Annotated in this window: 21 protein-coding genes; 8 read left to right on the forward strand and 13 right to left on the reverse strand. The window is 64.5% G+C overall.

The features are described 5' to 3' along the window. Window positions 1-126: 126 nt before the first annotated feature. From ASG57_RS12660 to ASG57_RS12670, 3 genes are all read right to left on the reverse strand, one after another. A complete protein-coding gene (locus ASG57_RS12660) occupies window positions 127-1,290 on the reverse strand; it encodes a CmpA/NrtA family ABC transporter substrate-binding protein (RefSeq protein WP_057196435.1) in 1,164 nt (387 codons plus the stop codon). Continuing rightward, window positions 1,287-1,877: an ANTAR domain-containing response regulator gene (locus ASG57_RS12665; RefSeq protein WP_024341895.1), complete on the reverse strand. Its 591-nt coding sequence runs from the start codon at window positions 1,875-1,877 to the stop codon at window positions 1,287-1,289. The genes ASG57_RS12660 and ASG57_RS12665 overlap by 4 nt, the downstream gene beginning before the upstream one ends. A 355-nt stretch (window positions 1,878-2,232) precedes the next feature. Beyond that, window positions 2,233-2,856, reverse strand: a complete 624-nt coding sequence (locus tag ASG57_RS12670; protein ID WP_057196436.1) for a hypothetical protein — start codon at window positions 2,854-2,856, stop codon at window positions 2,233-2,235. A 158-nt stretch (window positions 2,857-3,014) separates the two neighbouring features. Here ASG57_RS12670 and rimO point away from each other — a divergent pair, with 158 nt between their 5' ends. From rimO to ASG57_RS12685, 3 genes are all read left to right on the forward strand, one after another. After that, window positions 3,015-4,346, forward strand: a complete 1,332-nt coding sequence (gene rimO, locus ASG57_RS12675; protein ID WP_024341897.1) for a 30S ribosomal protein S12 methylthiotransferase RimO — start codon at window positions 3,015-3,017, stop codon at window positions 4,344-4,346. A gap of 157 nt (window positions 4,347-4,503) precedes the next feature. Further along, window positions 4,504-5,145 carry a DUF962 domain-containing protein gene (locus ASG57_RS12680; RefSeq protein WP_024341898.1) on the forward strand — a complete coding sequence of 214 codons (642 nt, stop codon included), beginning with the start codon at window positions 4,504-4,506 and terminating at the stop codon, window positions 5,143-5,145. Window positions 5,146-5,410: 265 nt separating this feature from the next. After that, a complete protein-coding gene (locus ASG57_RS12685) occupies window positions 5,411-6,607 on the forward strand; it encodes an acetylornithine transaminase (protein ID WP_057196437.1) in 1,197 nt (398 codons plus the stop codon). A 101-nt stretch (window positions 6,608-6,708) separates the two neighbouring features. Here the strand turns inward: ASG57_RS12685 and ASG57_RS12690 are convergent, their stop codons facing one another. The 3 genes from ASG57_RS12690 to pcsA all read right to left on the reverse strand — a co-directional run bounded on the left by ASG57_RS12690 (window position 6,709) and on the right by pcsA (window position 9,259). Beyond that, window positions 6,709-7,683, reverse strand: coding sequence for a quinone oxidoreductase family protein (locus ASG57_RS12690; protein ID WP_057196438.1), 975 nt, complete (start codon window positions 7,681-7,683; stop codon window positions 6,709-6,711). Window positions 7,684-7,769: 86 nt separating this feature from the next. Continuing rightward, window positions 7,770-8,495, reverse strand: coding sequence for a TerC family protein (locus ASG57_RS12695; RefSeq protein WP_024341901.1), 726 nt, complete (start codon window positions 8,493-8,495; stop codon window positions 7,770-7,772). Next, entirely contained in the window at window positions 8,492-9,259 is a 768-nt protein-coding gene (pcsA, locus tag ASG57_RS12700) for a phosphatidylcholine synthase (protein WP_024341902.1), read from the reverse strand. The genes ASG57_RS12695 and pcsA overlap by 4 nt, the downstream gene beginning before the upstream one ends. An 85-nt stretch (window positions 9,260-9,344) precedes the next feature. Here pcsA and ASG57_RS12705 point away from each other — a divergent pair, with 85 nt between their 5' ends. Next, entirely contained in the window at window positions 9,345-10,529 is a 1,185-nt protein-coding gene (locus ASG57_RS12705; RefSeq protein ID WP_057196476.1) for a UbiH/UbiF family hydroxylase, read from the forward strand. Window positions 10,530-10,607: 78 nt separating this feature from the next. Here the strand turns inward: ASG57_RS12705 and ASG57_RS12710 are convergent, their stop codons facing one another. After that, window positions 10,608-11,561 (reverse strand): AEC family transporter, encoded by a 954-nt coding sequence (locus tag ASG57_RS12710; protein ID WP_024341904.1) that lies wholly within the window; start codon window positions 11,559-11,561, stop codon window positions 10,608-10,610. A 106-nt stretch (window positions 11,562-11,667) separates the two neighbouring features. On the opposite strand from ASG57_RS12710, the gene hspQ reads away from it, so the two are divergent. Next, on the forward strand, window positions 11,668-12,000 hold the full coding sequence (hspQ, locus tag ASG57_RS12715) for a heat shock protein HspQ (RefSeq protein ID WP_024341905.1): 333 nt from the start codon (window positions 11,668-11,670) through the stop codon (window positions 11,998-12,000). A gap of 70 nt (window positions 12,001-12,070) precedes the next feature. Here the strand turns inward: hspQ and ASG57_RS12720 are convergent, their stop codons facing one another. Further along, entirely contained in the window at window positions 12,071-12,886 is an 816-nt protein-coding gene (locus tag ASG57_RS12720) for an invasion associated locus B family protein (protein WP_024341906.1), read from the reverse strand. A 260-nt stretch (window positions 12,887-13,146) separates the two neighbouring features. On the opposite strand from ASG57_RS12720, the gene ASG57_RS12725 reads away from it, so the two are divergent. The 3 genes from ASG57_RS12725 (at window position 13,147) to ASG57_RS12735 (ending at window position 17,819) form a co-directional block, all read left to right on the forward strand. Continuing rightward, entirely contained in the window at window positions 13,147-15,003 is a 1,857-nt protein-coding gene (locus ASG57_RS12725; protein ID WP_057196439.1) for an extracellular solute-binding protein, read from the forward strand. Window positions 15,004-15,007: 4 nt separating this feature from the next. Then, window positions 15,008-16,510 (forward strand): class I adenylate-forming enzyme family protein, encoded by a 1,503-nt coding sequence (locus ASG57_RS12730; protein WP_024341908.1) that lies wholly within the window; start codon window positions 15,008-15,010, stop codon window positions 16,508-16,510. Window positions 16,511-16,595: 85 nt separating this feature from the next. Further along, window positions 16,596-17,819: a hypothetical protein gene (locus ASG57_RS12735; protein WP_057196440.1), complete on the forward strand. Its 1,224-nt coding sequence runs from the start codon at window positions 16,596-16,598 to the stop codon at window positions 17,817-17,819. 51 nt (window positions 17,820-17,870) lie between these two features. Here ASG57_RS12735 and ASG57_RS12740 read toward each other — a convergent pair whose 3' ends face one another. The 5 genes from ASG57_RS12740 to ASG57_RS12760 form a co-directional block, all read right to left on the reverse strand. Then, complete coding sequence (locus ASG57_RS12740; RefSeq protein WP_024341910.1) at window positions 17,871-18,107, reverse strand: hypothetical protein; 237 nt, start codon at window positions 18,105-18,107, stop codon at window positions 17,871-17,873. Between the two features lie 228 nt (window positions 18,108-18,335). Then, entirely contained in the window at window positions 18,336-19,460 is a 1,125-nt protein-coding gene (locus ASG57_RS12745) for an acyl-CoA desaturase (RefSeq protein ID WP_057196477.1), read from the reverse strand. 197 nt (window positions 19,461-19,657) lie between these two features. Continuing rightward, a complete protein-coding gene (locus tag ASG57_RS12750; protein ID WP_024341912.1) occupies window positions 19,658-19,867 on the reverse strand; it encodes a cold-shock protein in 210 nt (69 codons plus the stop codon). Between the two features lie 239 nt (window positions 19,868-20,106). After that, entirely contained in the window at window positions 20,107-23,625 is a 3,519-nt protein-coding gene (gene mfd, locus ASG57_RS12755) for a transcription-repair coupling factor (protein WP_057196441.1), read from the reverse strand. Then, complete coding sequence (locus tag ASG57_RS12760; protein WP_024341914.1) at window positions 23,622-23,912, reverse strand: FAD assembly factor SdhE; 291 nt, start codon at window positions 23,910-23,912, stop codon at window positions 23,622-23,624. Before ASG57_RS12760 ends, mfd begins: the two co-directional genes overlap by 4 nt. Between the last annotated feature and the right edge of the window lie 111 nt (window positions 23,913-24,023).

A 24,023-nucleotide genomic window follows, 5' to 3' on the forward strand; every position in this document is an offset into this window, starting at 1 on the left:
CAGTGATGTCAGACGGTTGAGGCAGAGTGCCGGGGCACCCCGCCGGGCAGCTCTCCCGAAATTCGAGCAGCCAGCCCAAACATTAGCCAAGGGGACCGATGCGCTCAAAAACGAAGCAGCGGCGAATCAGGCCTTCCAGCGCCCAACCGCGAAGGCTTCAAGGTGCCCCCGGATGTTGGCGGGATCGAAGACGGGGCCGGCGAAGGCGCCGAAGGCCGCGGGAGCCTCGGTGGGCGCCCTGCTGCCAAGGGCTGCATCGTAGAGGTCCGGCCTGAACACCGCCATGGCCGTCTTGACACCATCGGGGGTCAGCGCCGTCTGTCCCCAGCGCACCATCTGAGCATAGAGCCAGGCGGCCTGGACCGGCTCGGGGCGCCCTGCCCCTTCGCGCCCAACGAGGAGATAGCGGCCGCTCTCACGGAAAGTGCCGTCGGGCGAGATCTTGAGGCGTCCGGTGAGGGTGCGCTGGATGACCTCGGCGTCGACCCCGATCCGCTCCGGCTGAGCCAGGATTTGCGCCGCCTCGGTCCGGTTCTCGGGATGCTCGATGAACTCGGCCGCTTTCACCGCCGCGCGCACCAGCGCTGCGACCACGTCCGGATTCTTGTCCGCCCAGGCTTGGCGAACGGCCAGCACTTTCTCCGCAGCACGGACCAGGATGTCGGAGACGAAATGCAGGATGTGGCCGATGCCGAGATCGACCGCGATCGAATTCCAGGGCGCGCCGACGCAGAACGCATCGACATGGCCGTTCTTGAGGCTGTCGACCATGTAGGGCGGCGGCAGCACCACGAGGCGCACATCCTCGTCGGGATCGACGCCGGCCGCTGCCATCCAGAACCGCAACTGATAATTGTGGGTCGAGAACGGGAAGGTCATGCCGAAGGTCAGAGGCTCGGCCCCTGCCTTGCGCCTGATGGCGACCACCTTCGCCAGCGCCTTCGCGGTCACCATCGGGTCGAAACGATCGCCGTCGATCTGCTCCATCAGCGCGGCATGGAGCGCCGGCGACAAAGTGATGGCATTGCCGTTGATACCGAGGTTGAATGGCGCCGCGATCGGCACCTTGACGTGGCCGAGCCCGAGCGAAGACGCGATCGCCACGGGTGCCAGGAGATGTGCGGCGTCAAACAGGCCGATATTGAGCTTGTCGCGGACGTTCGACCAGGAGACTTCGCGCACCAGCTCGACGTCGAGCCCTTCGGCGGCGGCAAACCCCTTGTCGACCGCGACGATCAGGGCGGCGGCATCGACCAGCGGAATGAACCCGATGCGGAGGGTGGCGGTCATTTCAGCATCTCCGACGCGGTGATGATCGACTGCGCGATCTCGCCGATTTTCTTCTTCTCGCGCATCGCTGTGGAGCGCAGCAGCACATAGGCCTCTTCTTCGGTCAGGCCCTTCACCTTCATCAGGATGCCCTTGGCACGTTCAATGACCTTGCGGTCCTCGAGCTGCGACTTGGTTCGCTCCAGCTCCTCCTGGAGCTTGGCGAAAGCGTTGAAGCGGGACACGCAGAGGTCGAGGATCGGCTTGATACGCTCCTTCTTCAGCCCGTCGACGATATAGGCGGACACCCCCGCCTCGACCGAGGCCTGGATCGAGGCTGAATCGCTCTGATCGACGAACATGGCGATCGGCCGCTTCACGGCACGGCTGACCTGGAACATCGCCTCGAGCACGTCGCGGCTGGGGTTCTCCAGATCGATCAGGATGATGTCGGGATCGACCGCATAAATACGGGCAAGCAGGCTCTGCATTTCGCTGATGTGGACGACCTGCGTGAATCCGGCCTCCCGCAACCCCTCCTCCAGGATCGCAGCCCGGATCGGGCTTTCGTCGACGATCACGATTTTGGGCGACTGTTCGGCGCTCATGGCTCACTCGGCGGCAGCTGATCCATCCATAGCACGCCGGATCGCCCTGCAAAGGGTTGTAATTGCGGGCAATTGGGACTAGCTGAGGCCCGTCAATCAGGCAGTTCAGATATGGATCAGACGGCTGCGCCCAAGGTCAGCTTCGTGTCGCTCGGGTGTCCCTGAGACAACGAATGTATAGAAATCCGGGCCGCGCTGCCCAAAGAAAAAGCCGCCCGGAGGCGGCTGTCATTTGAACTATCAGCTCGTCCAGCGGTTCGTGCGCTCATCAAGGCGAGACGTCCGCTTTCGGATGCCAAGCAGAAACTCACATGCTCGACCGAGCGTTGCCGGTCGCACCTCATACCGGTCGCAATTAGTGGGGCTCAAAATTGTAGCTCGTCCCCAAATTAGACATCAGTCGCTTTTTGTACTGCTTGACCTTGCTCTCGAACTCGTCGATCGACGACGCATAGGTACTTTCACGGTCCAACTCTCGCGCTAAGGTCACCTCGGACATGAATTCGTTGCACTGCTCCAGTGTAGCCCCGTTCATGCTCCACAATATACCGGCCGGCCACTCATGACTGGCGTAAGCGAAATCATCCAACAGACTTTTCAGCAACGCTTGACGCACCTCGGTTGAGGTACGGTCTATCGCATATGCCTCCTTGAGCAGATCAGTCTTTCCTTTGAACTTTATCAGCGCATACAGCCTATGTGCGCTGTATAAATTCTGGCAGGTTCCAGCCAGCCAGTAGAGGCTCCAAGCATCATTTCGTTTACTCCCGGCCAGCAAAACCGGGAATATGAGTTCGGCGTAGATCTCATGCCGAACTCTCGCGCCATAGGTATGGGTGTTCAAGTACGTGCGGGTCCATTGCTCCCGTTCCGCGGAAGAATTGAACGATCGGAGAAACGCGTCGAGCATCACCGCCGCGTCCTTCCGTCGTCCCTCGGCCAGCCGCGCCAAATAACCCTCGTACAGAGCTGGGTTCATCGATTACCCGCAAGCATCCCGCTCCCTAGGCACTGGTGGATTCCACTCGCCGAGAGCGTGCATTACTTTATCACAGACGGCACATTCGAAAGGGATTGAATTTCGCTATCACAACAGTTACTTGGATCGAAATCTCTGCAAAATTCAGGATACTCGCTTTGAGCGAAACTTTTAAAGGTGCGCCGCGCATCTCTTTCCATTCGCTCGGCTGTCCCAAGGCATTGGTGGATTCCGAGCGCATCATCACGCGCCTGCGCGCGGAGGGTTACGAGCTCGCCCGCAAGCATGACGGGGCCGACATCGTCATCGTCAACACCTGCGGCTTCCTCGACAGCGCCAAGCAGGAATCGCTTTCGGCCATCGGCGAGGCCATGGCCGAGAATGGCAAGGTGATCGTGACCGGCTGCATGGGCGCGGAACCGGAAGCGATCGAGCAGGCCTATCCCGGCGTGCTCTCCATCACCGGTCCGCAGCAATATGAGAGCGTGCTTGACGCCGTGCATCGCGCGCTGCCGCCAACGCACAATCCGCATCTCGATCTGGTGCCGCCACAGGGCATCAAGCTGACGCCGCGGCACTACGCGTACTTGAAGATTTCCGAGGGCTGCAACAACCGCTGCACCTTCTGCATCATCCCGAAGCTGCGCGGCGACTTGGTCTCTCGCCCCGCCAACGATGTGCTGCGCGAGGCCGAGCGACTGGTCGGCGCCGGCGTCAAGGAGCTGCTCGTCATCTCGCAGGACACCTCGGCGTATGGCATCGATCTGAAATACGCCGAGAGCCCGTGGAAGGAGCGCCAAGTCCGCGCCAAATTCCTCGACCTCGCGCGCGAGCTCGGCGAGTTCGGAGCCTGGGTCCGGCTGCAATACGTCTACCCCTACCCGCATGTCGACGAGGTCATCGCACTGATGAACGAGGGCAAGGTGCTGCCCTATCTCGACATCCCGTTCCAGCATGCGAGCCCCAACGTCCTCAAGGCAATGAAGCGCCCGGCGGCGCAGGACAAGACGCTGGCGCGCATCAAGCGCTGGCGCGAGGAATGTCCGGATCTCGCGCTGCGCTCGACCTTCATCGTCGGCTTCCCCGGCGAGACCGATGCCGATTTCGAATATCTGCTCGACTGGCTGGATGAAGCCGAGATCGATCGTCTCGGCTGCTTCAAGTACGAGCCGGTCGCCGGCGCGACCGCGAACGCGATCGAGAATCCCGTGCCGGAAGAGATCAAGCAGGCACGCTACGACGCGCTGATGGCGCGCCAGCAGAAAATCTCCGCCCGACGTCTCAAGCGCAAGGTCGGCACCCGGCAGCAGATCATCATCGACGAGGTCGGCCCGACCGTGGCCAAGGGCCGCTCCAAGGCCGATGCGCCGGAGATCGACGGCGCAGTCTATCTCACGAGCCGCCGTCCGCTGCGTGTCGGTGAGATCGTCACCGCCAAGATCGAGCGCGCCGATGCATACGACCTGCACGGCAGCGTTGCCGGATTCTGAGCCACCCGTCATTGCGAGCGCAGCAGGGCAATCCGGCGTATCGGCTGAGACGCACCCGAACCGGCCGCGCCAGAATGTGACATTATAGTGCATTCACGCAGGGGTCACGGACTCGTCCTAACTCTGCCCGCGCTTTCAACGCGAGCGAGGAACAAGGATGAGCCGCCTTCCGGACATGCTGCGCACGCAGCGCTTCGACGACTATCGCTTCTACCACCAGAGCACGGTCAACCAGACGCTGCACCTGATCAGCGCCGTCATCTTCCTCGCCAGCTACGCCCTTCTGTTCAAGGACCCGGCGCTCGCCGGCATCGTCGGCTGGCTCGCGATGCTGACGCGGCAGACCGGCCACTTCTTCTTTGAGCCGAACGGCTATGACGCCGTCAACGACGTCAGCAACGACTACAAGGAAGCGATCAAGGTCGGCTACAACCAGACCCGCAAGATCGTGCTGCTGCTGGTGTGGGGCAGCGCGCCGATCGCGCTCTACCTGTATCCGACGCTGTTCGGCCTGTTCGATGCGCCGGCCACTCGCCTCGACTTCATCCGGCATGTCGGCACGCTCTGGCTTGCGATCGGCATCGGCGGCGGACTTGCGCGCATGCTCCAGCTCTTCGTCACGCGCGACGTCACGACCGGCCTCGTCTGGGTGTTCAAGGTGCTGACCGACCCGTTCCACAACATCGCACTGTACTGGAATTCACCGCTCAAGCTGATGCGCGGCGAGCTCATCGACACCGCGATTGCAGACGCCGATTGGGGCGAAGAGGATGCCGAGGAAGCCGCGCGTCCGACATGATCGACCCACGGACCGGCGGGTATCCCGAGAAACCTCCGCTTGACAAGCCCTCACGTTCAGCTGTAGGGACGCGCCCCATGATCAATTCTCGGACCCACCGCCGCGCAGCTTTCCGTCGTCGCACCCGCGACGATGATGGGTTGCGCCATGTCCGACGACGCCGCTGAAGCATTAGAGCTCAGCCAGTTTTCGAGAAGGCCGCACCCGCAAAGTGCGGCCTTCTTGCTTTTGCGTCCCTTTTCCACCCGCCCCAGAGGAGTTCGACATGACCACCGCCACCCATCCGTATGATGCGTTGATGGACATCACCGCACGGCCCAAGGCCGTATTCGTCCGCGGCGCCGGCTCCTACCTCTGGGACGACAGCCGCAAGCGCTATCTCGATTTCGTGCAGGGCTGGGCCGTGAACTGTCTCGGCCACTCCCCGCCCGCGGTCGCTGAGGCACTTGGCGCGCAGGCCAGGCGGCTGCTGACACCGAGCCCGGCCTTCTACAACGAACCGGGCCTGAAGCTGGCGCAGGCGCTCGTCGAGAACAGTGCGTTCGACCAGGTGTTCTTTGCCAATTCCGGCGGGGAAGCCAATGAAGGCGCGATCAAGCTCGCGCGGAAATATGGCAGCGTGCACAAAGGCGGCGCCTTCGAGATCATCAGCTTCGAAGGCGGCTTCCATGGAAGGACGCTGGCAACGATGTCGGCTTCGGGCAAGAAGGCGTTCGAGCCGCTGTTCGAGCCGAAGGTCGCCGGCTTCAAGAAGGCGAAGCTCAACGACATCGCTTCGGTCGAAGCGCTGATCAACGACAACACCGTCGCCGTCATGCTTGAGCCGATCCAGGGTGAATCCGGCGTATGGCCGGCGAGCGATCAGTTCCTGCAGGAGCTGCGCGCGCTGACGCAGGCGCACGGCATGCTGCTCATTTTCGATGAGATCCAGACCGGCATGGGCCGGACCGGAAAACTCTTCCATTACGAGCACACGGGCATCGCGCCGGACATCATGACGCTCGGCAAGGGAATCGGCGGCGGCGTGCCGCTCGCCGCCCTGCTCGCGACCGAACGCGCCTCCTGCTTCGAGCACGGCGACCAGGGCGGCACCTTCAACGGCAATCCGATCATGTGCGCGGCGGGCCTGGCGGTGCTTCAGGAGGTCAGCAAGCCAGACTTCCTGAAGGCTGTCGCCGAGACCGGCCTCTTGCTCGAAAGCGAGTTGCAGAAAGTCTCGGCCCGGCACGGCCTCGGCGGCGTGCGGGGGCGCGGCCTCCTGCTCGCGCTCGACCTCAAGCTGCCAATCGCGCCCGGCATCGTCGCGCAGGCGTTCGAGGCCGGCGTGCTCCTGAACGCGCCGCAAGTCGACACGCTGCGCTTCATGCCGGCGCTGAACGTCACGAAGGCGCAGATCGCCGAGATGGTCGATTGTCTCGACGGGATCTTGACCAAGGCCGGCGCGGCACGGCGCGTGGCGTAGGTCCATCCTTGTCATTGCGAGAAGCGAAGCGACGAAGCAATCCGGACTGGCTCCGCGGCGACAGTCCTGGATTGCCTCGCTTCGCTCGCAATGACGAGAAGCTACGGCTTCAAGATCGACGCGCCCGTGGTCTTGCGGCTCTCGAGATCGATATGCGCCTTCGCCGCATCCTTCAGCGCGTAGGCATGGTTGATCGGCACGTGCAGCTTGCCGTTGATGACGGCCGCGAACAGCGTGTCGGCGCCTTCCAGCAGTTCCTTGCGCGTGCCGACATAGTCGTTGAGCTTCGGCCGCGTCGCGAACAGCGAGCCGTGATTGTTCAGCTCGGCGATCGAGAACGGCGGCACGGGCCCGGAGGCATTGCCGAAGGAGACGAACATGCCGCGCGGCTTCAGGCAGGACAGCGAGCCCGGGAATGTCGCCTTGCCGACGCCGTCATAGACCACGTCGCAGCCCTCGTTGCGGCTGATCTGCTTCACGCGGGCGACGAAATCCTCCTCGTTGTAGAGGATGACGTGATCGCAGCCGTTGGCCTCCGCAAGCTCGGCCTTCTCGCGCGAGCCGACCGTGCCGATGACGTGCGCACCGAGCGCCCTCGCCCATTGGCAGGCCAAGAGGCCGATGCCGCCGGCGGCGGCATGGATCAGCACGCGATGATGCGGCTCGACCTTGAAGGTCTTGTGCAGGAGATACCAGACCGTCAGCCCCTTCAGCATCAACACGGCGCCTTGCTCGTAGGTGATGTGGTCCGGCAGCTTGACCAGCTTCTCCCAGGGAATGTTGCGCTCGCCGGTATAGGCGCCGAGATTGTGGTAATAGGCGACGCGATCACCGGGATGAAAATTCGTGACGCCGGGCCCCACCGCGACAACATCGCCCGAGGCCTCGTTACCCGCGATGAAGGGAAGCCCCGGTGCCTTGTAAAGGCCGGTGCGGTAATAGACGTCGATGAAGTTGAGCCCGACCGCATGCTGTCGGATGCGCATCTCGCCCGGCCCGGGCGCCGGCACGTCGACGCTCTCATAGACCAGGGCTTCGGGGCCTCCGACCTTGTGCACACGGACGGCTTTGGTCATCAGTCGACCTCCTCTTTTCGCGGGCAAGCGAAAGCCATCGCGCCCGCCTTGTCAACTCGAGGCCGATCGAGGCGGGCCAAACACGACTAGTTCCCGGCTTTCGTGCGGTTGCGTCTGGCCAGCACGTTGAAGAGCTCGACCGCCGCCGAGAACGCGATCGCGAAGTAGATGTAGCCCCGCGGAATGTGGAACTGGAATCCGTCGGCGACCAGCGCGACGCCGATCAGCACCAGGAATGCCAATGCCAGCATCTTCGTGGTCGGATGCTCCGCGACGAAGCGCGACACCGGCCCCGCCGAAACGTACATGACCGCGCAGGCGATCACGACCGCCGTGATCATGATTCGGATGTCCTCCGCCATGCCGATCGCGGTGATGATCGAATCCAGAGAAAATACGAGGTCGACGACGATGATCTGGAAGATCACCCAGAAGAAGGCGCTGCCTGTGGATTTCTTCTCGCTCCGGCCGTGATCGGATTCGACCTCGCCGTGAATCTCATGCGTGGCCTTGGCGATCAGGAAGAGGCCGCCCCCGATCAGGATGAGGTCGCGCCAGGAAAAGGCGTAGCCCTTCATCGAGAGCACCGGCTCGGTCAGGCCGATCAGCCAGACCAGAAGACTGAGCAGGATGAGGCGGAAGACCAGCGCCAGCGCAAGCCCGATCTGGCGGGCGCGGTGAGCCTGCGCCTCGGGAAGGCGCGAGACGAGCACCGATATGAAGATGACGTTGTCGATGCCGAGCACGATCTCGAGCGCCGTCAAGGTGAGCAGCGCGGCCCACGCTTCGGGGCTGGCAAGAAGCTCCATCATGCGAACGATCTCCCCAGGCGTATCAAGGTGTCGCTGAAGCTGATCCAGAGCGCGATGGCGCAGAGCACGATGGTCACGCCGCTACCGACGCGAAAATCCATCGCCAGCACGTAGAGGCCGAGCACGGCCCAGATCGCCATCAGCGACATCGTCAGCCAGCGCAGACGCACGACGCGGACCGGATGCAGCACGTGGAACGGCACGAAGGTCAGCACGACGAGCGCGGCCACCAGCAGCGTCGACCACAAAGGCGGCCAGTGCAGCAGGAACAGGTAGAACGCGGCCGCATTCCACAGCGCAGGGAAGCCGCGGAAATGATTGTCGTCGGCCTTCATGCGCAGATCGGCGAAATACAATGCGCTGGTGACGATGATGGCGATGCCGAGCAAGGGAGCGGCCACCGGCAGCAGCATGCCGCTGGCCACGATCGCATAGGCCGGCACGAAGACATAGGTGAGGAAGTCGACCACGAGATCGAGCACGTCGCCCGACCAGTTCGGCTGCACGTTCTTGACGTCGAGCCGGCGAGCGATCGGTCCGTCGATCGCGTCGATGACCAGGGCGAGGCCAAGCCACTGAAACATCGCCGCCCAGTGCTCGCGCACGGCCTCCAGCATGGCAAGCAGCGCGAGCGCCGCGCCGAACGCGGTGAAGATGTGCACCGAGAAGGCTGCGGCGCGGATCGCCGGTCTTGGCTTGAGTGAATCCTGCTGGGTGTCCATGGCTTCTGCTATCAGAATGGGACCGGTTTGCACATCCGCCATTGCGGCGCTCCGTCGCACGATTAACGATGGAAGCAGGTAGAATCAGCAGGCTTGAATTTGCCGCAGGGCGTGTCATTTGTCGTTCATGACAGACGCATCGACACTCCATGACGCAGCCGTGATCGGCGGCGGACCGGCGGGGCTCGCAGCGGCCATCGCACTGGCGCAGGCGGGCGCGCGGACGGCGCTGGTGGCGCGGCGTGCGCCCTATGCGGACAATCGCACCACCGCGCTGTTGGGCGCCTCCATCGATCTCCTGGAAGGCCTCGACGTCTGGCCACGCTGCAAGGACAAGGCTGCAGCGCTGGAGGTGATGCGTCTCGTCGACGACACCGGCCGGCTGTTTCGCGCGCCGGAGGTCCGGTTCTCCTGTCACGAGATCGGCCTCGATGCGTTCGGCTACAATATCGACAACCGCTCGCTGATGCTGGCGCTGGAAGAGCGCGCCGTCGAGTTGCCGAACCTCGTCCGCTTCGACGACGAGGCTGAAAGCGTCGTCATCGAATCCGACGATGTCTCGGTGCGCACGGCTTGCGGACAATTTCTTTCGGCCCGGCTCGTGGTCGGCGCCGACGGCCGGCACTCGCTGTGCCGCGAAGCAGCCGGCATCGAGGTGACGCGGCGCGATCTGAACCAGACCGCGCTGACCTTCAACGTCAGCCATGCCCGGCCGCATCGCAACGTGTCGACCGAGTTCCATACGCCGCACGGGCCTTGCGTGTTCGTGCCGCTGCCGGGCGACCGCTGCAGTATCGTGTGGGTCTCGACCTCTGCGGACGCCGAGCGTCTGCGCGCCCTGAGCGATGAGGAACTGTCAGCCGCGATCGAGAAGCAGTCGCATTCGATTCTCGGCCGCATGACGGTCGAACCCGGGCGCAACCTGTTCCCGCTGGCGATCGAACGCCCAAAATCCTTCGGCCGCGATCGCATTGCGCTGGTCGGCGAAGCCGCCCATGTTGTCCCGCCGATCGGGGCACAGGGCCTCAATCTCGGCCTTCGCGATGCTGCCGACATTGCCAGGCTCGCGAGCGACGCGATCGCCGCGGGCCAGGATCCCGGCGCGGACGAAGTGCTCAGACGCTATGACCGGGCGCGACGGCCGGACATTTTGAGCCGCACCTTTGCGATCGACATCGCGAACCGCTCCCTGCTCAACGACTTCCTGCCGCTCCAGCCGGTCCGCGCCGTCGGCATGCACCTGCTCGGCGCTGTCGGCCCGCTCCGCCGTTTTGCCATGCGCGAGGGCCTGACACCGACGTGGCGGCGCTAGCTGCGTTCGATCCCCGCGCGAGCCTCGCTTCACCTCTCCCCGCGGGGAAGAGGTGAACATCCTGTCGCCGGTCGCCACTCAGGGAAACGTCAGCCGCCCGCTCTGGATTATCCACATCACGCTGATCAGCGTGACCACCGACGCGAAGGTTCCAAGCAGCACTGCGACCGAAGCGGATTCGATCCAGGCATCGTTCTGTCGGGCAATCACGAAAACATTCAGCGCCGGTGGCAGCGAGGCCATCAGTACGGCGGTGGCCGCCCACGGCTGCGCGAAGGGCCCGAACGCGAGCATCAAGCCGAATGCAGCAAGCGGATGGAACAGCAGCTTGACGGCGATCACGCCCGGCACTTCCCACGGCACCCGGTCAAAGGGGCGCAACGCCACCGTCACGCCGAGCACGAACAGCGCAGTTGGGGCAGCTGCGTTCTGCAGGAAGGTAATCGTGCGATCGAGCGCTACGGGCATCTCGATATGCAGCGCCGCCACCGCGGCGCCGAAGCAGGCCGACATGATCAGCGGATTGAGCACGATCTGCTTCAGCACGACTCCGAAGGCATGGACGAGCGAGGGATGGTCGCGGTCGGAGAGTTCGATCAGCAGCGGCACGATCGTGAACAGGAAGATGCTGTCGCAGCAGAATATCAGCGCTGTCGGCGCCGAAGCCTTGGTCCCGAGCACGGCGAGCGCGAGCCCGGGACCCATGTAGCCGATATTGCCGTAGCCGCCGCAGAGACCTGCGAGGGTTGCCTCGCGCAAGGTCAGCCGGCCAAACACCTTGCCGACCACCAGCGCCAGCGTGAAGGCTGCCACCGTCGACAGCGTAGTCGCGACCAGGAACGGCGGGTTGTTCAGCTCGGCGAACGGCGTCTTCGACATGATCGCGAACAGCAGCGCCGGGAGCGACACGTAGAGCAGGAAGAAGTTCATCCAGGCCAGCCCCGATTCCGGCAGGGCCTTGACCTTGCCGCAGGCAAACCCGACGAAGATCAATCCAAAATAAGGTAGAGCTAGATTGAGGATGTCGGCCATTATTGAAGTATTTTCTGAGAATTTGCGGGCTATCTGCCCCTGAGGCGAAGGTTAATTCCGGATAAGGCCACTAGCATCGGCCACAATCCTGGTCTATCGACGGGGAATGATTAAAGCGCGGACCGCCAAATTCCAGATCGGACAGGTCGTTCGCCACCGGATCTTCTCGTTCCGGGGGGTGATCTTCGACATCGATCCGGAATTCAACAACACCGAGGAATGGTGGCTATCGATCCCCGAAGAGGTGCGGCCCCACAAGGACCAGCCGTTCTATCACCTGCTCGCGGAGAACGCTGAGTCCGAATACGTCGCCTATGTTTCGGAGCAGAACCTCTTGCCGGACGATTCCGGCGAGCCGGTCAGGCATTCCCAGGTCGCCGAGATTTTCGTCAAGGACAAGGCCGGCGGCTATCGCCCGCGCAATCCGTCGCTGAACTGATTCCTCGACGACAGGCGGCCAGCAAAAAAGGCGCTCGAGCGAGCGCCTTTTTCATATTCAGATCTGCCGATTACTTCTGACCGGTCGGAGCTGCGCCGGGCGCCCCACCCTGCTGCTCGAGCTTCTTGCGCTGCTCCTCGGCCTTCTTCTGAAGCTCTTCCTGGAGCTTCTTCTGGGTTTCCTCGAACACCTTCGGATCGGTCGGCGGACCGTCATAGGCCTTCTGGAATTCGCCCGCGAGCGGCAGCGGCAGGGTCAGCGGGGCGCCATTGGCATTGATTGCCTGGACAACGAGATTCTGGCCCTTCTTCATGCTGTTGATGAGCTCGGGCGTCGCCTCGTAGTCCGACATGCAGCCGTTCTGGAAGCAGATCACGTAGGGCTGCTGCAGCGGCGCATTGCTGTCCACGATGATGCGGGTGCCGTGCACGAGCTGCATGCCGAGCGGCAGCGTGACACGAAGGATCTTCTTGGGCTCGCCTTCCGGCTCGATGATCACGGCCGCGATGACCGGCTGGCCCGACTCGATGCGGCCGTCCTTGCCGGTAAAGCAGACCTGCTTGGCGTTGGCGTCCTGACCCTTCAGGCAGAACTTGGTCCAGGGGGCGTAGATCAGCTGAATCTGCTGATCCGCCGGCTGGGCGGCGCCCTGCTGCTGGCCGCCCTGGCCGGGAGCCGGCTGAGCCTGCGGAGACGCTGCGGGCGCCGGAGCCTTGGGAGCGGCCTTGGGAGCAGCCTTCGGAGCCGGAGTCGCCTTGGGCGCGCCGGGAGCCGGTGCGGGAGTCTGGGCCTCAGCGGCAAACGGGACGACCAACGCCGTCGCCGTCAACAGGACGAGAAGTCGCCCGCGCGGCCGGACGGACGCGGCCAAGTTACGGAAATTCATTGCGGAAAACCCTTTCTGAACGGGAAGTGCCCGAACCGCTCCGAAGCGCCGAACCTGGCCGCCTTGGGCGCGGCTCTCTCCCCGTCAATTGAGGCGGATAAGTGACGGGCTCGACGCTCTTGCGCGATTGGCTGCCTTCTTAACGTGGCCGACGAAAAGATCAATGCCAACAGGCGTCTTTGGCAACATCCACAGCTGCGCTGCGGGAAATTCCCTGTGATAGGATTCAGGCCCGCCGGTCCTCGAATCAGCGTGTGCCGATGTTCATGTTCCAGCGCCTCGTCGAGGGCCCCCGACCCGGCCTTTGCCGTCTCGCCCAGGCCCTGGTTCTGGCCCTCGCCCTCGGGCTGTCGGCCGGCGGCGCCCGGGCGGAGCAGTCCCACGCTATCGCCATGCACGGCAAGCCGGCCATGGCTGCCGATTTCACCCACATGCCCTATGCCAATCCCGACGCCCCCAAGGGCGGTCGCCTGACCTGGGGCCTACTCGGTACCTTCGACAGCCTCAATCCCTTCATCGTGAAGGGATTGGCGGTGCAGCCCGTCCGCAACTACGTGGTCGAGAGCTTGCTGGCCCGCGGGCAGGATGAGCCTTTCACGCTCTACGGCCTGCTCGCCAGGTCGGTCGAGACCGACGACGACCGGACGTTCGTCACGTTCCGCCTCGATCCGCGCGCCCGCTTCTCCGACGGCAAGCCGGTCCTCGCCGAGGACGTGCTGTTCTCCTGGCAACTGCTGCGCGACCACGGCCGCCCGAACCACCGGCAGTACTACGCCAAAGTTGCCAAGGCCGAGGCCCTCGGCCCCCTCACCGTCCGCTTCGACCTCGCAGGTGCCAATGACCGCGAGCTACCGCTGATCCTTGGCCTGATGCCGATCCTGCCGAAGCACGCGATAGACGTCGCGACCTTCGAGGAGACGACGCTGGCGGCCCCGGTCGGCTCCGGCCCCTATCGGGTCACTGCGGTGAAGCCGGGCGCCAGCGTGACGCTCACGCGCAATCCCGACTATTGGGGCCGCGATCTCGCCATCAATCGCGGGCTCTACAATTTCGACGAGATCAGGCTCGATTATTTTCGCGAGGCCAACGGCCAGTTCGAAGCATTCAAGCGCGGCCTCTACGATTTCCGCATCGAGCACGAGCCGCTACGTTGGCACGATGGCTACGACTTTCCTGCGGCGAGAACCGGCGAGGTGATCCGCGACACCATCAAGCCCGGCGTGCCGCAACCGTCCGAATTCCTGGTCTTCAATACCCGCCGCCCGATCTTCGCCGACATCCGCGTACGGCAGGCGCTGACGCTGCTGTTCGATTTCGAGCTGGTCAACCGCAACTATTTCTTCGGGCTCTATTCGCGCGTCGCGGGCTATTTCGCCGGCTCGAACCTGTCGGCCTATGGGCGTCCTGCGGACGCGCGCGAGCGTGAGCTGCTGAAGCCCTTCGCCGCACAGATCCCGCCCGACATCCTGGATGGCAGCTACCGCCTGCCGGCCACCGACGGTTCGGGCCGGGACCGTACGACTCTGCGGGCCGCGCTGAAGCTGCTGTCAGAGGCCGGCTACGATCTCGAGGGCACCGTGCTGCGCAACCGTGCAACCAAGGCTCCCTTCACCTTCGAGATCATGGTCACGACCCGTGACCAGGAGCGCATCGCACTCGCGTTCCAGCGCGACCTCAGGCGTGCCGGCATCGAGCCGACCGTGCGCTCGGTCGATCCCGTGCAGTTCGACCAGCGCCGGCTCGCCTATGAGTTCGATATGATCCAGAACCGCTGGGACCAGTCGCTCTCGCCGGGCAACGAGCAATATTTCTACTGGGGTAGCGCCGCCGCAGACAACCCAGGGACCCGCAACTACATGGGCGCCAGAGATCCCGCCGTCGATGCCATGATCGCCGCCCTGCTCGAGGCCCGTGAACATACGGACTTCGTCTCGGCGGTGCGCGCGCTCGACCGCGCCCTGATCGCGGGCTTCTACACAATCCCCCTGTTTAACGTATCGGAGCAATGGATCGCGCGCTGGAATCGGATAGAACGGCCGAAGGCCACTTCGCTGTCCGGCTACTTGCCGGAGACCTGGTGGTCGAAAGGGCAGCCGCAAGCTCATCAAGCAAAGTGACGCCGTGAACCAGCCAGCAATATCGCCGACGCTCGACACGTTGTTTCAGCGCACGCTGATGCGACAGCCGCACGCGCTCGCTCTGCTCGATCCCCTCAACAAGGCGCGCGTGACCGGGCACCAGCCGCGGCGGATGACCTATGCCGAGGCCGATACGGCCATCGAGGCGCTGTCGGCGCATTTCGTCGAATCCGGCCTGCCCGCCAACTCCGTCATCGCGATCCAGCTGCCTGCCACGGTCGAGTTCGTGCTCACCGTGCTCGCCGCCCATCGCGCCGGCCTCGTCGTCGCCGTGCTGCCGCTGCTCTGGCGGCATGCGGAACTGACAGCCGCCCTCAACCGCACCGCGGCGCGCGCCATCGTCACCATGAGCACGGTCGATGGTGTCAGCTACGCCGATCTTGCGATGCATGCGGCCGCAGAAGCCTTCTCGATCCGGCACGTCTACGGCTTCGGAAGCGACCTGCCCGAAGGCATGGCGTCGCTCGACGACGTGCTGGCGCGCCCGCCCGGCACCACGCGGGCCGTGATCCAGGACGGCCGCAAGGCGGCTATGATCTCCTTCGACGTCACCGCCGAGGGCTTTCGCCCGGTGCCGCGCCCGCATTTCAGCCTGATCGCCGGTGGACTCGCGATGTCGCTCGAAGCCGACATCAAGCAGGGCGCGACCGTGATGGCGGCGTTCGCGCCGATGTCGTTCGCTGGCCTCGCCTCCTCCCTTGCCGTGTGGCTGCTCTCGGGTGGCGCGCTGGCGCTGCACCATCCCTTCGAGAACGAGGTGCTGGAGCAGCAGATCAACGCGCACGAATGCGAGGTGCTGATCGCGCCGGCCCAGCTCGCACTGCGCCTCGGCGTTTCCGACCTCGCGGCGCGGATGCCCTCATTGCGCAACGTCATCGGCCTGTGGCGCGCGCCCGAGCAGGTCGCCGCAAGCGATGCCTGGATCGCGCCGCATGCACCGCTGACCGACGTCTATCTGTTCGGCGAGGCCGGGCTGTTCGGCGCCCGCCGCGGCGAGGACGGCATGCCGGTGCCGGTCATGCCCGGGCCGCACGGCGCCCCGCGCGAACAATCCGGGTCCTCCATTGCCGGCGAGATCCTGCTGACCCCGAAGGGCACGCTCGGCCTGCGCGGCGCGATGGTGCCCATCGCGGCCTATGCTCCGCCGCAGCCAGTCGGCGAGACGCTGACGGCGCAGCCGCCCCGCGACTATGTCGACACGGGCTATGCGGCACGGCTCGACCGTCCGAGCGGCGCGATCTGCATCACTGCGCCCCCTTCCGGCATCATGGCCGTCGGCGGCTACCGCTTCCTTTCCAACGATCTCCAGGAATGGGCCCGACGGCTCGGCCAGGGCGCCCTGCTCACGGCGCTGCCCGACCGCCTCTCGGGTCACCGGCTGGCCGGACGCGCCCAGGACAATGCCCGCGCCCGCGAGGCGCTCAGCGAGCTTGGGCTTAACCCTCTGATGGTCGAGGCTTTTCGCGATCGCTCCGGGCCGGCCTAGACACAGTTTTGCCAGTTCCGTTGACGCCGCATTAAGCCGGCCGAACTAGATTGCGCGGCATCTGTTGCGTGATCAGAGTTTTGCGATGTCCCAGGCGGGCCCGATCCTGTTTGTGTCCGATGCCGGACGCCCCGGTTTCGTGGCGGCGCTCGACGAGGCCCGGCTCTTTCCGGTCGTCGACACCGACTGGGCTGGCGCGACACGCGCGGTCGAAGAGGTGCAGCCGGCCGCTGTCCTCGCCGCGATGCATGCCGGACACCAGCCCCATATCGCAACGCTCGCAAGGAAGATCGCGGATCAATCGCCCTACCTGCCCTTCGTGGCCCTCGATGCGGCGGGCATGCAGCCTCACAACGCCCTGCCCTTCTCCTCGCGCGGTGGCAATCCCGATCGGCTGATCGCACGGCTTCGCGCTGCGCTGCGGGTGCGCACCCTTCATGCCACGGTGCTGCGCCGGCTACCCGAAGTGAAGGTCGCGCTGCCGCAGGGCGATCCCGCACGCGATGCGACCGTACTCCTGATCGGTCGCGGCGCGGCCTATCCCGCGCTCTCCGTGGCGTTCGGTGAACGCGTCGGCGTGGTCGGCGCGCTCTCGATCGAGGCCGCCGCCAAACACCTCAATACCCGCGACCTTGACGGCGTCGTGCTCGCCGAAGGCTTTACCGCGCGCGTCACCGACGCATTTCTCACCGTCCTCGCCGAGGACACCCGCTTCCGCAGCCTGCCCGTGATCGTCACCGCGCACCAGCTGACGCAGACCTACGACCTTCCCAATCTCGAGCTGATCCCGGGCGAGCCGGCAAGAATCGCCGCCAATGCGCTGCCGCTGATTCGTCAACACGCGATGGAAGCGCAGCTAAGCCGCACGCTGCGCTCGATCGATGCGGGCGGCTGGCTCGATCCGCGCAGCGGCCTCCTGACGGTGGAAGCCTTCGCCCGCGATTTCGCCAAGGCGGTCGAGCAGACGCTCGCCCGCGGCGGCGGTTTGTCGGTCGCGCGCTTCGCCTTCGACGCCAACAATTCCCGCGCCCAGCTCGATGCCGCGCGCATCCTCAGCCGTCTGATGCGGCAGATGGATTTTGGCACTGCACAGAAGGATGGCTCGGTCATCGTCGTGTTCGCCGAGACCGATTTCCGCACCGCCCACATGATCGCCCGCCGCCTGTCGGCGGTGATGCGGCACACTTCGAACGGCAAGCACGAGATGCGCAGCGATCCCATCGTCAGCGTGGACTCGCTGTCGCCGTCGGACACAGCGCGGTCCCTGCTGGCACGGCTGTCCGCAGAGGCGTCGCGGGCGGCGTCGTAGCCGATAAAGTATCTCTTGACTTGACGGGTTCGTTGACGCCGGCCGCTACCTCTACGGCATCACGAGCCTGATCTCGCCGTTCTCGAACTTCCCCAGCGCGAGAGCGTCGCGGGCCATCTTCTCGACGGCCGGCCAGTTCGCGAGAAGATATCGCTGCGCTTGCACCTTGGTCGGCAAGTTCGTTTGCAGGATACAGTTCTGTCGCGTGTTCCCATTCGCGATTTGGAAGGCCACGGCTTGCGGCCCCTCACTCAGTTCTTGGTCGGTGGGATCGGGAAACTTGCGCATACGGCTCCTGCTCCGGTTAGCGAACGGCCGGGAGGACCTTGAACGCCTGATTGGAAATAGACGGCTCTTCGGGGATCGGCGGCGCCTTTGCCTGGCTTCGGCTAGGGACGGGTCGCGTGTTGCGGACCGCTTCGGTCAGCATCTCCCGGAGTTCGGCCTTGGACTTGGGTGCTTGCCGCGAACTGGACTTCTGCCAATGTGTCATACCCCTATATGGGTATCGCCGCGCTAAACGCCACCCTCCGCTTTCGCCTTAATCGACACAGCGGGAGCCGCCAGGAGCAGACCGACCGAATCGTTCAGGAGCTCGTAGGCACGGTCGACAATGTCGTCCAGCGATATGGTCTTCACGAACATGCGCTGCGCTTCAGCCAGCAGCTGATCGCGCGTTGGCATGCTGGACAAACGTTCGCCGGCACGCTGCTGCAACAGAGTGAGAGCATCACGGACCGACAATTCGGTTTCATGGATCGAGGTCCGGATCGCCAGCGCGATGCGCTCGGAATCGAAACGGGCGGCGAGCTGTTCCGCCGCCTGCCTGACCACGCGCGATCCCAACCGTTGCTGATTGCGCAGGACCTGAGCGGGAGGCATCTTCAAGTCCCGGACGATCCCGAACCAGGACAAGACCACCAGGACATAATAGGTCAGATCGATCTCGTACCAGTAGAAGCCCTGTCGAGCACTGGCCTGATAGGCGTGATGGTTGTTGTGCCACCCCTCACCCATGGTCAACAGGGCCAGCAGCCAGTTGTTTCGGGAGTCGTCACCAGTCACATACCGCTTGCGTCCGTGAACATGGGCCAGCGAGTTGATGCAGAACGTGGCGTGATACAGCAGCACGGTGCTCCAGAGGAAGCCGACCACGAGTCCGGACCAGCCGGCAACGATAAAGCACAGACCCGCCAGCGCAGCTGCCGGCAGCAACTCCAGCCTGTGCAGCCACATCAGTTCGGGATACGAGGCAAGATCGGCCACTTTGACGAGGTCGGTCCCATCATGCTGACGATAGAAGATCCAGCCGACATGGCTGTAGAGGAACCCCTTGTGCCGGGGCGAATGCACGTCCTGCGCTGTGTCCGAGTGAAGGTGATGATGGCGGTGCTTGGCAGCCCACCACAGCACGCTTTTCTGCGCGCTGCTCTGAGCAAGGAAGGCAAGGATGAACTGAAAGACCCGGCTGGTCGCGTAGGCCCGGTGCGAGAAGTACCGGTGATATCCGGCCGTGATCGCAAACATGCGCAGCCAGTACAGCGCGACGCAAAGCCCGACCGCTTGCCACGAGACGCCCGTCCAGATCGCCGCGACGCATCCGGCGTGGATCAACAGGAACGGCAGAACCTGCGGATACATGATGTCGTCGTGTTCGCGGTCCGGATCGATGTTAACAGGCACCCTTGCCACCTCAGTCGTTTCTCAGTCGTTTCGATGGCGGGTCAATCCGCAACCGGTATGAAAAACCCGCAGCCGGTAAACCGGCCGCGGGTCAAGAGAACCGAAGCTCTGCCAGTACATCCGTGGTCAAAGCTTCATCATGACGATTGCGGCACCTATTCGGCGCGCAGATTCTCGGCCGCAGACTTGCCAGTTCGGCGGTCTGCAACGATTTCAAAAGAAACCTTCTGCCCCTCGTTGAGGGTATTCAAGCCTGCGCGTTCAACCGCGCTGATATGAACGAAAACGTCTTGGCTTCCCTCGTCCGGCTGAATGAAGCCGAAACCCTTCTGGCTGTTAAACCACTTCACAATTCCCGTCGTCATTGGGGTCGTCCTTCAACATGATATGTCCAGGACCGCGCTGAGAGGCGCAGTCGGCGTCGTCGAGATTTGGAGGGAGGGTCGTCAGTCAGGCGCGCTTGTCAGCGGCGAGGCCAAGTCGTTCGGCCGAAACTCGATGAGCGGGATATGGCCTCGCGCCGTCTGATCCGCAAGTGACGTTATGTCGCTGTCTGGACACTGCAAGCAGACTCCGGAACCGCGCTGGCTCCGAAGTTGCATGCTCACGCCGCCTTCTTGCTCTCGGCGAGCTGCGCCAATTGCCGCATGATCTCCGTGGTGCCGGCAAGACGCTCCTCGGGCGTCTCCCAGTCCTGCAGGAACACCACCTTCATGTCGGGCCGCACCTTGGCTGCCTGGCCATAGCTGCGGATGAAGGTCACGAGGCGATCGGGATAGGCGAAGGAATTGTCGCGGAAGACGATGACGGCGCCCTTCGGGCCGGCGTCGATCTTCTCGACATTGGCCCGGCGACAGAACGCCTTGATCGCGGCGACCTTGAAGAGGTAGCGCACCTCGTCCGGCAGCACGCCGAAGCGGTCGCGCATCTCGGCCCCAAAATTCTCGATCTCCTCCTCGGTGTCGAGATCGGCAAGTCGCCGGTACAGCGACAGCCGCACCGAGAGATCGCTGACGTAGTCGTCCGGGATAAGCACGGGCATGCCGATGGTGATCTGCGGCGACCAGCGGTCGGCAGCGGGCTCGGAGACGCCGGCCTTGAGGTTGACGATTGCCTCTTCCAGCATCGATTGATAGAGCTCGAAGCCGACCTCCTTGATGTGGCCGGACTGCTCCTCGCCGAGGAGATTGCCGGCGCCGCGGATGTCGAGGTCGTGGGAAGCGAGCTGGAAGCCGGCGCCCAGCGTCTCCAGCGATTGCAGCACGGTGAGCCGGCGCTCGGCCTGCGCGGTGATCTTCTGCTGAGCCGGCAGCGTGAACAGCGCATAGGCCCGCAGCTTGGAGCGGCCGACGCGGCCGCGGAGCTGATAGAGCTGGGCCAGGCCGAACATGTCGGCACGGTGCACGATCAGCGTGTTGGCGTTGGGAATGTCGAGGCCGGACTCCACGATGGTGGTCGACAAGAGGATGTCGAACCTGCCGTCGTAGAATGCCGTCATGATGTCCTCGATCACGGCGGGCGGCATCTGGCCGTGCGCGACCGCGACCTTCATCTCCGGCACGTTCTTGTCGAGGAAGTCCTTGACCTCGGCGAGGTCGTCGATGCGCGGCACCACATAGAACGCCTGGCCGCCACGATAGCGTTCGCGCAAGAGCGCCTCGCGGATCATCAGGGGATCGTGCGGGGCGACGAAGGTGCGCACCGCGAGGCGATCGACCGGGGGGGAGGCGATGATCGAGAGCTCGCGGACGCCGGTGAGCGCCAGCTGCAGCGTGCGCGGGATCGGCGTCGCCGACAGCGTCAGCACGTGCACCTCGGCACGCAGCGCCTTCAGCCGCTCCTTGTGGCTGACGCCGAAATGCTGCTCCTCGTCGACGATGAGAAGGCCGAGATCGCGGAATTTGATGGCCTTGCCGAGCAGCGCATGGGTGCCGACGACGATGTCGACAGAGCCGTCGGCAAGACCCTTCTTGACCTCGTTGAGCTGCTTGGTCGGGATCAGGCGCGAGGCCTGCGCGACGTTGACAGGAAAGCCCTTGAATCGCTCGCTGAACGTCCTGTAGTGCTGGCGCGCCAGCAGCGTGGTCGGCACCACGACCGCGACCTGCTTGCCGTCGAGCGCGACCGCGAAGGCGGCGCGCAGCGCGACTTCCGTCTTGCCGAAGCCGACGTCGCCGCAAATCAGGCGGTCCATCGGCCGGCCCTTTTCGAGGTCCTTCAGCGTGGACTCGATCGCGCCCAGCTGGTCCTCGGTCTCGTCATAGGGGAAGCGCGCGCAGAACTCGTCGTAGAGGCCCTGCTGCACCGGCAGCTTCGGCGCTTCATGCAGCATGCGCTCGGCGGCGATCTTGATCAGCTCGCCCGCGATCTCGCGGATGCGGTTCTTCAGCTTGGCCTTGCGGGTCTGCCAGCCCGAGCCACCGAGCTTATCCAGCTCGACACTGGTCTGGTCGGAGCCGTAGCGCGACAGCAGCTCGATGTTCTCGACGGGGAGAAACAGCTTCGTCTCGGCGGCATAATGCAGCTCGAGACAATCATGCGGCGCGCCGGCGACGTCGAGGGTCTGCAGCCCGATGAAGCGGCCGATGCCGTGATCGACGTGCACGACGATGTCGCCGGCGGTGAGGCTCGTCACCTCCGAGATGAAATTGTCGAGCTTGCGGCTGGCCTTGCGCGGCCGCACCAGGCGGTCGCCGAGTATGTCCTGTTCGCTGATCAGCGCAATCTCGTCGGTCTCGAAGCCGCTTTCGAGGCCGAGCACGGCGAGCATGGTTTCGTTGCGCGGCGTCGCCTGCACCGTCCGCCAGCTGTTGACGCTGGTGATATGTGCCAGCTTGTGGTCGCGCAGCATCGAGGTCATGCGGTCGCGCGAGCCTTCGGTCCACAGCGCGATCACGACTTTCTTGCGCTGGGCCTGCAGGGCCATCACATGCGCGACGACGGATTCGAACACGTTGACCTTGGTGTCGTTGCGCTCCGGCGCGAAGTCACGGCCCTTGCGCGCCCCGGCGTCGACCACGCTGGTGCCGTCGGTCGGCACCGAGAACGGCGTCAGCCGCGCCAGCGGGACATCGCCGAGGCGCCTGCCCCATTCCTCTTCGGTCAGATAAAGCCGATCAGGCGGCAGCGGCTTGTAGATGGCGCCGCCCCCGGGATGCTCCATTGCCTCGCGCCGGGCCTCGTAATAGTCGAGGATCTGCTTGAAGCGTTCGCGCACGGCGTCCTCGGCCTGCGGCTCGATCGCGACAGCCGCGCCTTGCAGATAATCGAACAGGGTGTCCATCCTGTCCTGGAACAGCGGCAGCCAGTGCTCCATGCCAGGATGACGGCGGCCTTCGCTGACGGCCTCGTAGAGCGCATCGTCGCGCTCGGGCGCGCCGAACTCGGCGACATAGCCCATGCGGAAGCGGCGGATGGTCTCGGTGACGAGCTGGAACTCGGACACCGGCACGAGGTCGAGCGAACGCATGTCGAGCAGCGTGCGCTGGGTCTCGGCGTCGAACGAGCGGATCGATTCCAGGCTGTCGCCGAAGAAGTCGAAGCGCACCGGCTGCTCGAGGCCGGCCGGAAACAGATCCAAAATGCCGCCGCGCACGGCGTATTCGCCGGGCTCGCGCACCGTCGATGAGCGGTTGTAGCCGTTGTGCTCGAGCCAGGCGACGATGGTATCCATCGGCACCACATTGCCGGGCGCGACAGACAGCGCCTGCGCGGCGACGAGCTCGCGCGCGGGCACGCGCTGCACGACGGCATTCACGGTCGTGAGCACGATCAGCGGCTTGTCGCTGCCCGTCAGCGAGGCCAGCCGCGCCAGCGTCGTCAGGCGCTGGGCCAGGATGCCGCCATGCGGCGAGACGCGGTCATAGGGCTGGCAGTCCCAGGCCGGAAAGGTCAGCACCGGCAGATCCGGCGCGAAGAACCGTAGTGCGCGCTCGAGCTGCTGCATGCGCCCGCCGTCGCGGCAGACCACAGCGAGGCTGACGGCCGGCTTCTTCGGCCGCGCAGCGATCGCTCGGGCGAGATCGGAGACGACGAGCCCTTCCGCGCCCTCCGCGACATTGGCAAGCGTCAGGGCACGGCCGGGCGTCAGCTGCTCGGCCGGTGATTTCATCCCCTGCTTCATACGTCGCGTTCCGCAATCGGGAACGCCTTGATGCGGGCAAACAGCGCGCCGGTGACGTCCGCCGGCAATACCTTGTCGCCGCTGATGGCGGCATACAGATCGGGATCGTTGACCTCGAGCAGGCGCTCGAGCTCGTCGAGCTCGGCGTCGGACAGGTTGCCGATCTCGGCATCCGCGAAGCGGCCGAGGATCAAGTCCATCTCGCGCGTGCCGCGATGCCAGCAGCGGAACAGAAGCCGCTTGCGGCGGTCGTCCAGCCCCTCGCTCGATCGTGTCGTTCCCGTCATGTCTCAGATCCAGTCAAACGCAGAAAGCCCGGACGTGCCGGGCGGGGGTGATATAGGCCCTGCACCTCCAAATGTCAGCAGCCTTTTGTCGCCGGAAGCACACCGCCTGTG

Source organism: Bradyrhizobium sp. Leaf396 (genome assembly GCF_001424605.1).
GTDB lineage: Bacteria > Pseudomonadota > Alphaproteobacteria > Rhizobiales > Xanthobacteraceae > Bradyrhizobium > Bradyrhizobium japonicum_C.